Origin of the sequence: Dolichospermum sp. DET69, from assembly GCA_017355425.1 — a bacterium.
Classification (GTDB): Bacteria; Cyanobacteriota; Cyanobacteriia; order Cyanobacteriales; family Nostocaceae; genus Dolichospermum.
Map to the genome: position 1 here is coordinate 3,226,185 of CP070233.1, position 12,330 is coordinate 3,238,514.

The window sequence follows — 12,330 nt, forward strand, 5'->3', positions numbered from 1 at the left end:
CGGGATTTCTCCGATACTAGGATGCTTCAACACGTAGACAATAATTCTTACTCACAACGTCATCATAACACAAAGACAAAGAACATGGCGAATAAATTCGCACTCTTCGGGATCTTGCTACGTGTCGCTTCCCTCTCAGGTCTAAAGACACGCTCGTTTCCCACTTACCGCGAGGTTTTATGAATGTTAAGTTATTTATTCACCCTCTACCAAAGCCCGATATTCATCTGCTGTCATAGCGTCCTCTATTTCAGCAGCATCATTAATACGTACCTTAATTAACCAACCGTCACGATAGGGATCATCAGCTATTTGTTCAGGATCGTTAATTAAGGATTCATTCCTTTCTATAACTGTACCGCTGATTGGTGACTTCAGTTCTTCTACGGCTTTTACTGATTCAACTGTGCCAAATTTGTCTCCTAAATTAATAGCATCACTAATTTCTGGCAATTCCAAAAAGACAATATCACCTAATTGATCAACAGCAAATTCAGAAATACCGATAGTAGCAATGTCGCCATCTAGACGAACATATTCATGAGAATCTAAGTAGCGCAAATCCTGGGGATATTCAAAAGACATATCACTTTCTCTTCTACGTTAAAAAAATAGTGTTACAAGATTAACCTAAAACAAATTATTCCTCAAAAACCACAAAGGTTATCAATTAGTAACACGATTCTTAGAGCGATAAAATGGGCGTTTCACAACTACAGCGGGGTAAGCTTTGCCGCGAATTTCCACATCTAGCTGCTGCTTGAGGGTTGCTAACTGGGTGGGAACATAAGCTAAGGCTATGGGATAACTAAGTGTAGGTGAGAGAGTACCACTTGTTACTTCTCCTACAACTTTATCTGATGATAATACAGAGTAGCCGTGACGGGCAATATTTCGTCCTTGTGTTTGTAAACCTACGAGTTTACGAGGTATTCCCTGGGCTTTTTGCTGTGTTAAAACTTCCCGACCAATAAAATCACCTTTAGTATCTAAATGTACTAGCCAACTTAAACCAGCCTCTAGAGGTGTGGTGCTATCGTCAATATCTTGCCCATAAAGTGCCATTGCAGCTTCTAAACGCAAAGTATCTCGACAACCAAGTCCGCAAGGAACAACACCAACACTATATAGGGCTTGCCACAAGTTTATCCCTACTGATGAATCTACCATCACCTCAAAACCATCTTCGCCAGTGTACCCTGTCCGGGCGAGGAATGCGTGTTTTCCGAAAATAGTCGTTTCTAAATGCCCGAAAGCCTTAATGGGTGATAAATCACTTGTTACTAAGGATTGGAGATGATTAGTAGCTGTTGGTCCTTGAACAGCAATTAAGATTTTATCCTGTGAAAGGTCTTGAAATTGGACTACATCAGGATCAAGATGTGCTAGTAGCCATGTTTTATCTTTATCGGTAGTTGAAGCGTTAACAATAATTACTAACTTTTGCGTATCATTTCTGTCTGTGCTTTGGTAGTAAATAATTATGTCGTCAATAATTCCGCCTTGAGGGTTTAGTAAGACGGTATATTGCGCTTGTCCGGGTTGTAAACGACTCAAATCGGAAGGAACTAAATACTCAAGTTGGGAAATCAGGTTTTTACCTTGAAGGGTAAATTTGCCCATGTGAGAAATATCGAACATTCCAGCGGTATTTCTCACAGCATGGTGTTCTTGCGTGATACTGCTATATTGTATGGGCATTTCCCAGCCTCCAAAGCTGGTAAATTTGGCTTTGAGTTCTACACCCATTTGATATAAAGGGGTTCGCGCTAGAGAGGGGGTAATATTTTCTTGATTAGCCACAGATGGTTATTGGTATTTAGTGGGATTGCACCTCAACATTTATCTATCCTACGAGATAGCGGCTAATTTAGCAGAGAATTACTTCTGTCCCCTCCTGCGGTTTAATGATTAATATTGACACTCTCTGCAATAAAGATTAAACAGTAGGGGCGTATTGTTAAAGATTAAACAGTAGGGGCGTATTGCTACAGATTAGACAGTAGGGGCGTATTGCAATACGCCCCTACTTTTCGACGGCTGGAAACATTAGCTCGGATACTATTCAGAGATACATTAATGATCCACATCACGGATAATATTTGTAAGCGAATAAATTCGCTCCTGTGGGCTTTCCTCCACGCTCTGAAGAGATGTGGACCCCAGCCCCACCGTATTCTTCTGGTAGAATTGTTGAGATTTATTAAGCAAAGATGATGAAGTATCCCCTAATATTGGCTAGTATGATTTTAGCCCTAGTGTTGTTTGTGTTCCCCTTATCAGCGCAAGCTGCAAGTTCTTCCAGTGTGACTAATTCTCTTTTGCGTAAGGGAGAAATTGGACAGGATTTTTCTGGACAAAATTTAGTTGGGATTGAGTTTACAAGTGAGAAGTTAGAGAATACTAACTTTAACAATGCTGATTTACGCGGTGCTGTATTTAACGGTGTTTTATTAGATGGCGTTAATTTTCACGGTGTAGATTTTGGCCAAGGTATTGCTTATTTATCAAAATTCAAAGATTCTGATTTAAGTGATGCAATCTTTACAGATGCCATGATGTTACGTTCGATCTTTGATCAGGTTAATGTGACCAATGCTGATTTTACCAATGCAATTTTAGATCTGGTACAGGTAAAAAAACTCTGTATTAATGCCAGTGGTGTAAATCCTAAAACAGGTATAGATACTCGTCAATCTTTAGGATGTAAGTAAAAACCCCATATCCCCTTCATTAATCAGAAGGGGCGTTAAGTTTACAAGATTACTCGGTAAGCGTAAAGCTCAGTCACTTTAGTGCTGAGATATAAGCGACACGGGCGAAAATATTTAGCCTAACTCGTTGACTAGTAACAGTAGGTGTGATATACTTTTGAAAGTTCCATAATTTAAGTATAACTAAACAACGTAAAAACTTAACTAATTTGGTTGAGTGCGTAGTCATACCTAACAGTATTGCAGTTTAGGAAAGCTAAATTTGGTGAAAAATGAAATACAAAAATCGAGTACGGTAGGGATACGGTCATTAACGCTTTAGGAGAATCGACCTCTGTTTTTGTTGGAGTAATCCAGCAATTGTAAGTTGGCTCATTGATTAAAGAATCTCAGTGTCTAAAGACGGTGAGAGTGTCAATTATGCTAATTCTGGAAATGTGGAATGTGCGATCGCACCCAAACCTGTCAATGTTTCTAATTGGGATGAGGTTAAACCAGTAGCTTCATAAACATTCATACCTTCGTAGGGGCGATCGCTGGTTAATACTTGTATACATTTTGCCATATTCACATCCCAAATTCTAATGGTACTATCAGCACTACCTGTGGCAAAAGTATCTTCATTCACGATAGTTAAACTAGTAACAGGTGCTTGATGATCAGTTAAAATATGGAGACATTTTCCTGATAATAATTCCCAGATTCTCACTGTACTATCCAAACTAATAGTAACTATTAGTTGATCTTGTTTCATAAAAATTAGACCTACAAGTTGAACAGAATGTCCTTTTAAAGAAGCAAGAAAAGTATTACTTTCTAAATGCAAAATTTCCACTTTAGCATCATCACTACTAAAAGCGAGATAAGCATGATCTTGACTGAAATTTAAACCATTCCTGACATCATTAATATTAGATTTTTCCCTTTGAAAAATTTTATCTAAACAATTTTGTGAGAGATCATAAAGAAAAATTTGACCTGTTCTGGTATCTATGGCTAATAAATTACCATCATTTGACCAAACTAATTTCATAATTTCAGTAGTTTGTATTTCTAATTCATGATGATATTGATTAGTGGTATATTGCCAAAAATAAACTTTATTTCCTATCCCAGCTATCGCCAATAAATCTCCTTGGGGATGCCATGAAATAGAAAAAATTACATCTATAGGAGTTGACAAGATTTGTAAGCATTCTCCTGTTATACCATCCCAAAATTTAATAGTGCTATCGCTGCTACAACTAGCTAAAATTCTACCATCGGGATGCCATTGAAGCACATGAATAGACCCTTTATGGGCATTTAATTCTCGTAAAAGAGAGGCTTTTTCTACAGACCATAATCTAATTTTACTATCAGTACCACCACTGGCTAATACATTATTTTGGTTAATAGATAATGCCCAAATATGATTACTATAACCAGATAAAATTTTTAAATGATGACCACTTTCCACATCTACAAAAATGATACATTCATTGTGTGAACCTGTAATTAATGTTTTACCATCAGGACTATAATCTAGGGAATTAACTGTTCCTTTTTGTTTTGTTAAATGTTTTAAAATGCTTCCAGTAATCGTATCCCAAATCGTCAGAATTGATCCTGAAGCTGTGACAAAAGATTTACCAGTGGGATCAAAAGTAGCTGTAAAAATCATTAATGTTTGATTTCCTACAGTGTACAAACATTGACCACTTTTTATTGACCACATTTTTAATTTACCATTAAAACTAACACTTAAAAGAAATTGATCATCCTTAGTAATTGATAATTTTTTTACGCCAGTGACATGACTTTCAAAAGTTTTAATACATTTACCTTCAGCTAAATCCCATTGTTTAATTGTATGATCTGAACTAGCAGTAAATAAATATTTTTCATCGCCACTCAATTGTAAACTATTAATTGCTCCTTGATGACCTTTTAAAATCTGATGTTGATTTTCCTGCCAATACCACAATTCTAAATAATTTGCACTTGTACCAATAATAATTATTTTATTATCTTTACTAATAGTAACTGCATTAGGTTTATCTTTTTTTAATTCATAATTAGCTAGACAATTACCTGTATTTATATCCCAAACTTTTACAGTTTGATCATTGGAAGCACTAACTAATAATTTACCATCAGCACTAAATTTAAAATCCCAGATCAAATATTGATGTCCAATTAATTTTAAGATTGTTTGTCCATCACTAACTCGCCATAAATGAATGATCTTTTGAATATCAGAATTTGCTATAATCTCACCTTGGGGATGATAAGCTACTTTTAAAACCAGGGCAAGATTTTGGAGAAATTTCACATTTTTAAAGTCTGCATAACTAAAATTAACTCCTTTTACTGATATTTGTGATAAGTCGGTTTGCCAAATCGGTAATTCTGAAAAATCATAGTCTTTAAGAGGTAATTTTAGACTATTATAAATATTAATTAAATTGCCTACTCCATAATTTGCCATTACTGAATTTCTTAATTGATGGAGAATATTTTGTAAATGTTTTTGCAGACTAATTTTAACAGGAAAAGTCTGTTTTAACATATTAACTAATGGCTGAATAATTAATCTTCTTTGCGTTTCTCTTAAATATTCTTTAACAGTGGTTTTATTCAGGGAATATTTACCAAATAAATCTATTTTTAAATCAATTAATTCTTGATAAATTTTATTAATTAAATTATCTAATACATATTCCATAATTACAGCTTGTTGAGTATATTTTCCTTCTTTTTGTTCGATGAGCAATCGCCCAATTAAAGATTCTAAACTCTGTAATAATTTTGACTTAGTAATAGGCGGAAAAATATCTTGTTCCAATTCTTGAATAGATGTTAATTCTCGATTAATAGCTAACCAATTCATAATCGTTTTTTCCTCAGTGCTAAGACAGGTAAATTGTTCATCTAATAAACGATTTAGCCCATTAAAAATAAAAGTTTTCTCTACTAAAAATGTTTGAATATCACCATTAAATAAATCTTGAATTGAAGTTGCTATAATTTTAATAGCTAGGGGACTATTATCATATAGATTGGTTAAATATTGTTTATCTTCTAAAGTTCCCTGAATATTTCTGGCTTCTAAAATACTTAAAGATGCTTCTAAAGAACCTTGGACAATAATACTTTTTACCTTAGTTTCTTTTCTTTCTACATAATGAACTTCGGGAAATTTTTCTCTGCTAGTAATAATAATACGACTTTGATGATCAGACTCTCCTAAAAAGTGAATTAAATTACCATAATTTTTAAAGCCTGAACGATAATAACCAATTTTTCCTGATTCTAAAATTGTCTCAAAATTATCTAATAAGATTAAACAACGATGATCTTGAAGAAAAATTAATAAATCTTCAATTGATCCTTGTAAATTTTCTGATTGTGAAATAACAGTAACTAGATCAGTTATTAAGGTATTTAAAGGAGGTGCATTACGCAGCGATCGCCAAATTATTACTTCAAAATCTTCTTGATATTGTTGAGCAAACTTAACACTTAAAGCAGTTTTACCAATACCGCCCAGCCCTAATAAATTAATTAAACGATTATCATGATGAAAAATTACATCTTTAAGTTGTTTGATTTCTTCATCTCTACCATAAAAGTTCTTTAAAATTGGACAAGCATTCCAATCTATAATTTTTATTTTCTGATGTATTTTTTGACTTTGGTTAATTTCCGCTTGATATTTTTCTGTAATAATCGTGCGAAAATTCTTTTTGGTAATTTTAGTATCGAGATATTGGGATAATAATTGCCATAATTCCGCAGCAACCCGCTTAATATAATTAGCATCATAACTAATTTCTTCAGCAATTTCAGAATAACTCTTTTCTAATAAAACTTCTTTTAAAATTAATTCCATCACTGGAGTTAAACTATCTGGAGGAATGATAGTTTTCAGATAATTAATAACTTGTCCAAAATCATTGATTAATAACATATAGGCTCTTAGGTACTTATTATACTAAGTTACCAGTCGGTAATAGGGCAAAGAGAAAAAATTTGGTTCTACCGCTCCCTTTATGGAGAAATAGGATTGAAATACCAAGGTAGTAAGGCACGAACTCGGAAATTTTCAAAATTCCGAAATCTATAACCGAGCCGTTTAATTAATTTGAGTTTGTTATTAATTCCTTCAACAGCGCCATTAGATGTCTTACAGCACTTCCTTTGTGTTATGAGGTACAAGAACCCCACCCCCAACCCCCTGACAGGTGTAGGTTTTTAATATTCTCTGTAAAGGCCAGACCGGGAAGACAAGGAAGGAAAGTAGACAAGGAGGATTTTATCCACAAAATACTCAATTCATGGGTTATTTTGTTACTAATTATACATTTATTTGTACGGTTTTCCTCCCTTGTCACCTTGTCTACCTTGTCCACCAAGTCTTGTCCTCAAGACAATGTAAAAAACCTACACTTGTCAGCCCCCAACCCCCTCCCCGCTCTTCGATAGGGGGCTAAGATGTACCTCATAAGAGCGAAAACTGCTGTATGGTCAAAATAGCCTGCTACTTCTTCAAACCATCTACTAATAGTTATTCTGAATCTTTCTGGATCTCTATAACTAATCCTAATCCTTCTATTTCATCGGAATTTAATACTTTCATCTCTTGTAAAATCAGCCAGTAGTTTTTGATGATAATTTTCCTTAAAAAGTAACCTTTTGAGAAATTTAAGTAACCTTTATACATCTACGTAATTTCACTTATATTTTACTCTAGTAAATAGATTATAGCACTCAGGCATAAGGAAAGGAAAAATGATAGTTTTCAGATAATTAATAACTTGTCCAAAATCATTGATTAATAACATATAGGCTCTTAGGTACTTATTATACTAAGTTACCAGTCGGTAATAGGGCAAAGAGAAAAAATTTGGTTCTACCGCTCCCTTTATGGAGAAATAGGATTGAAATACCAAGGTAGTAAGGCACGAACTCGGAAATTTTCAAAATTCCGAAATCTATAACCGAGCCGTTTAATTAATTTGAGTTTGTTATTAATTCCTTCAACAGCGCCATTAGATGTCTTACAGCACTTCCTTTGTGTTATGAGGTACAAGAACCCCACCCCCAACCCCCTGACAGGTGTAGGTTTTTAATATTCTCTGTAAAGGCCAGACCGGGAAGACAAGGAAGGAAAGTAGACAAGGAGGATTTTATCCACAAAATACTCAATTCATGGGTTATTTTGTTACTAATTATACATTTATTTGTACGGTTTTCCTCCCTTGTCACCTTGTCTACCTTGTCCACCAAGTCTTGTCCTCAAGACAATGTAAAAAACCTACACTTGTCAGCCCCCAACCCCCTCCCCGCTCTTCGATAGGGGGCTAAGATGTACCTCATAAGAGCGAAAACTGCTGTATGGTCAAAATAGCCTGCTACTTCTTCAAACCATCTACTAATAGTTATTCTGAATCTTTCTGGATCTCTATAACTAATCCTAATCCTTCTATTTCATCGGAATTTAATACTTTCATCTCTTGTAAAATCAGCCAGTAGTTTTTGATGATAATTTTCCTCAAAAAGTAACCTTTTTAGAAATTTAAGTAACCTTTATACACTTACATAATTTCACTTACATCATACTCTAGTAAATAGATTATAGCACTCAGACATAAGGAAAGGAAACAAATGGGTATCTTCAAAAAAATACGTAAAACAGTTACAAAGACAGTTGATAATGTAACTCAAGACATTAATAATGCCATTAACCCTTTTTACCAGTATGGTGGTGCTGGAGACGATAATTTAACAATTTCCGGTGGTGGTGAAGCTTACGGGAACGGCGGTAATGACACTCTCAAGGCTTATGCTGTTAAAGTCAAACTAGATGGTGGTGATGGTGATGACAAGATTTTCTCTTATTCAGGCGTTTCTAACCTCTATGGTCGTGATGGTAATGACTACATTGAGGCTTACGGACTTTCTAATAAAATTTCCGGCGGTGCGGGCGAAGATGAGATAAAAGCTTATGGCGGCTCCAATGAAGTCTATGGTGACGATGGTGACGACAACATTGAAGCTGTCGGGGTTAACAACTCGCTCTATGGTGGATCGGGAAATGATACTATCTTAGCTACTGGTGGTGTCAATTTTATTTATGCAGGCCAGGGCTACGACATCATTGATGCTTATGGTGGTGCTAACGTAATTTATGCTAATGATGATGGGCTTGACGACGACATTGAAGCTTATGGTGGTGCTAACGTAATTAATGCCGGCAGTGGTAGCGATCGCATTATTGCTGGTGGTCTTGCAAATGTTGTCAATGCTGGTAATGGTGACAACGATGTTCAAGCATACGGTGGCGTAAATGTTGTTAACAGTGGTTCTGGAAACGACGAAATTATTGTCGGTGGTGGACTCAACGTCGTTATCTCTGGAGGGGGGGACGACAATATACAAGCATACGGTGGCGCTAATGTCATCTATAGTTCCGGTGGTAATAATGAAATGTTGGGTGTGGGACTTGGCGGTAACGTTTTTGTTAGCACTAGTAATGGTAATGACAAAATGTATGCCGCAGGCGGTTTAAATGTTCTCACCAAAGTTGGCAGTGGTAATGCAACGATGATTGCTGGTGGTTATGGTAATGTTCTGACCAAGGTTGGTAATGGCAATGATACTTTAATTGCTCTTGGTAGAGGAAACCTGATTACCAAAGTAGGAGATGGTAGTTCTACGATCATCAGTGCAGCACAGTACAATGTCCTCACTTCTTGGGGTAACAGTACGGACAAAATTGTTGCCGTCGGTCAATACAATGCCATTGTTGGTGGTGGTAGCAATGACATTACAGTTGCTGCTGGTCAGGGTAATATTGCCTTTGGTGACTCTGTGCTGGGTGGCATCAACCTCGGTGGTTTCAAGTCTAGTGAATCTAGCAGCGCAGGTTCTCAAGCCAAGACAGATAAAATTGATCCAGGAATTAATTGGAAAAATGCTGGTAATGCAGATGTCACCGGACAGGTATCTGGAGATGATTTTATGGTCACTCTTGGGAAAAACAATGCCTCTATAGGTGGTCTTGGTTCAGATATCATTATTACAGGTGGCCAGAGTAACTACGCCTTTGGTGATGACCTAGTTGATTTTAGTTTAGACAAAATTAAAACTCCTGATATTAATGCTGTAATTCCATTAAGCTTCGACTTTGATTTTAATTTCTCAGTTCCCGATTTTAATTTCTCTCTACCAGAGTTTGGTTTTCCTTCTTCTCCATCTTTACCGAATATTTCTCTACCGAATATTTCTCTACCCAGCTTATCCTTACCTAGCTTTTACCTTCCGGTGGTAGATATTGACATTCCGAATATTTCTCTACCCAGTCTTTCTTTGCCGAATATTTCTCTACCCAGTTTTTCTTTACCCAATCTATCTTTACCCAATCTACCTTTACCCAATCTATCTTTACCAGACTTTTCTCTACCCAGTTTTTCTCTACCCAGTTTTTCTGTTCCCAACTTTGACTTATCACCACTGGTTAACCTGCCTACGCTAAAACAACTCCCCGACTTTAAACTCCCCGACTTTAACCAATTTTTCCCCAACTCATCTCGCTATAATTTTAATTTCCTGAAAAATAATGGTGATTTCTTAGTTACTGGTGGTCAGTCAAACTTTGCTAATGCTGGATTGGGAGATGATATTCTGGTCAGCGCCGGAAAAACTAATTATCTATACAGTGGTATAGGGAATGACGTGGTTTTAGGCGCAGGACAGAATAATTATATCTACGGTGATGCAGGTAATGACCTAATCTTTGCTGCTGGTGAAGTTAACACCGTATTTGGTGGTAGTGATGATGACACCATAGTTACCGCCGGGAAAAACAACCGCGTTGAAGCTGGTGATGGCACAGATATAGTTGTTGGACTTGGCCAATTCAATACAGTACGTGGTGATGCTGGAAAAGATGTCGTTATCGGGTTAGGTGAAGCTAACAAACTATATGGCGGTGATGATAATGATCTCTTATTTGCCGGTGGTAAAACCAATACATTTAATGGCAATGCTGGTAATGATATTGTCATCGGTATTGGCGAGAGCAACACAGTCACTGGAGATGATGGAGATGATTGGCTATTAGCTGGTGGTAAAACCAATAAATTTTGGGCGGGCGCTGGTAATGATATTGTCATCGGTATTGGCGAGAGCAACACAGTCACTGGAGATGATGGAGATGATTGGCTATTAGCTGGTGGTAAAACCAATAAATTTTGGGCGGGCGCTGGAAATGATGTGATTGTCGCCATTGGTGAATCCAACTATGTTTACGGGGATGATGGTAACGACCGAATCTTTGCTGCTGGTAAATCCAACTATGTTTACGCAGATGATGGTAACGACCTAATCTTTGCTGCTGGTAAATCGAATGTAGTATTTGGTGGTGGTGGAAACGACTTTATATTTGCTGGCGGTGAGTCAAATATAATCGATGCTGGTGCGGGATTTAATGTGGTTCTTAGCTTCGGTAAGCAAAACATTATTAAGGGTGGTATCGGTACAAATTTATTCTTTTCCGGCGGTAGTAGTAACACTTTTGAGGGTGGAAGTGGTAAAAATACTTTTATTCTCTCTGGCGGAAATACTTTAAAGGGAGGTACTAGTGGTAATACTTATGTTGTAGATAAAGCTAATTCTGTCTTCAGCAACTTTGATGTTATCACTAACTTCAATGCTAGTAATGATTTATTCCGCGTTTCCACTGCCCGCAGCGGATTCTCTAATGCGGGAATTGTGGCAACACTTGATACAAATGAAATTGCAGCTAAGTTAACTACTACTGCTTTTACAGCTAACGCTGCCGCTCAATTCTCCTTTGGTAGCCGTACCTTTGTGGCTATTAATGATGCTACCGCAGGATTTGGTGCAACTACTGATGCCATCATTGAGGTGACAGGTTTAACTGGTACTTTAGGACTCAATAACTTTACAACTACCTTAGCGTAGCTTCTGGTATCCTTTAGGCAAACCACGTTGTAGAGATGTTTCATGAAATGTCTCTACATCAGTATTAAACCATCCTGTAGTTGATGCGATTGCATATCACTTCTTTGTCAATTTGTCAATAGTGAATTTTTGCGATCGCTCAAATTAGATCATTTCTGAGCAAATTCATGGCTAAAATTGTTGAGGGAATAGCTATTAATTTGTAAAGTTTTGTATTAGCCTGGGAAATTAATTTCTGAAACTACTGTCAATAAAGGGTTTGAGACTAACATCTTCTGAAAGATCTAAAATTGACAATAATAACCCAACTATGAAATTCTCTGAAATTATAGCAAATCGCTGAAAGTATAGCAACCTCGTTAATAAATAGAAAAGATTCTCAATTAATTATTAAGACAATCTAAAGGCAATTGCTAAAACTTATAAATATCAAAAGTATTATTGATTTTATATAATTCAAGCTTATCATATAGCCATTATGAATAATATATCTGATAAATAGCATCTAGGATAAAACTAAGAGCATATTATTAGATTATAGTTTTGCGATAGCGAAGCGATGCTGCAAGCAGTTCGCTTTTTTGTGGAGTTCTCTTAGCTGGAATGGGGACACCTATGAGAAATCCACTCCCTTTTCCAGAATTAT

5 protein-coding genes and 2 pseudogenes are annotated in these 12,330 nt (G+C 36.3%); 2 read left to right on the plus strand and 5 right to left on the minus strand.

The genetic code is table 11. The annotated features are described in order from the left end of the window. Positions 1-195 precede the first annotated feature (195 nt). Both gcvH and gcvT read right to left on the minus strand, forming a co-directional pair. Positions 196-585 (minus strand): glycine cleavage system protein GcvH, encoded by a 390-nt coding sequence (gcvH, locus tag EZY12_14775; GenBank protein QSX66107.1) that lies wholly within the window; start codon positions 583-585, stop codon positions 196-198. Positions 586-666: 81 nt separating this feature from the next. Further along, positions 667-1,803: a glycine cleavage system aminomethyltransferase GcvT gene (gene gcvT, locus EZY12_14780; GenBank protein ID QSX66108.1), complete on the minus strand. Its 1,137-nt coding sequence runs from the start codon at positions 1,801-1,803 to the stop codon at positions 667-669. Positions 1,804-2,216: 413 nt separating this feature from the next. Here gcvT and EZY12_14785 point away from each other — a divergent pair, with 413 nt between their 5' ends. Beyond that, positions 2,217-2,714, plus strand: a complete 498-nt coding sequence (locus tag EZY12_14785; protein ID QSX70679.1) for a pentapeptide repeat-containing protein — start codon at positions 2,217-2,219, stop codon at positions 2,712-2,714. 418 nt (positions 2,715-3,132) lie between these two features. Here EZY12_14785 and EZY12_14790 read toward each other — a convergent pair whose 3' ends face one another. The 3 genes and pseudogenes from EZY12_14790 to EZY12_14800 all read right to left on the minus strand — a co-directional run bounded on the left by EZY12_14790 (position 3,133) and on the right by EZY12_14800 (position 7,758). Continuing rightward, on the minus strand, positions 3,133-6,666 hold the full coding sequence (locus EZY12_14790) for a WD40 repeat domain-containing protein (protein QSX66109.1): 3,534 nt from the start codon (positions 6,664-6,666) through the stop codon (positions 3,133-3,135). An 80-nt stretch (positions 6,667-6,746) separates the two neighbouring features. After that, a pseudogene (locus EZY12_14795) lies at positions 6,747-6,884 on the minus strand (transposase). Between the two features lie 736 nt (positions 6,885-7,620). Continuing rightward, positions 7,621-7,758, minus strand: a pseudogene (locus EZY12_14800) (transposase). 605 nt (positions 7,759-8,363) lie between these two features. Between EZY12_14800 and EZY12_14805 the strand changes: the two are divergent. Further along, a complete protein-coding gene (locus EZY12_14805) occupies positions 8,364-11,684 on the plus strand; it encodes a hypothetical protein (GenBank protein QSX66110.1) in 3,321 nt (1,106 codons plus the stop codon). The last annotated feature ends 646 nt before the right edge of the window (positions 11,685-12,330 follow it).

Excerpts from the sequence above, each read along its gene's own strand:
- gcvH (QSX66107.1), bottom strand. The coding sequence starts at position 585 with ATGTCTTTTGAATATCCCCAGGATTTGCGCTACTTAGATTCTCATGAA.
- EZY12_14785 (QSX70679.1), top strand. The coding sequence starts at position 2,217 with ATGAAGTATCCCCTAATATTGGCTAGTATGATTTTAGCCCTAGTGTTG.
- EZY12_14790 (QSX66109.1), bottom strand. The coding sequence starts at position 6,666 with ATGTTATTAATCAATGATTTTGGACAAGTTATTAATTATCTGAAAACT.
- EZY12_14805 (QSX66110.1), top strand. The coding sequence starts at position 8,364 with ATGGGTATCTTCAAAAAAATACGTAAAACAGTTACAAAGACAGTTGAT.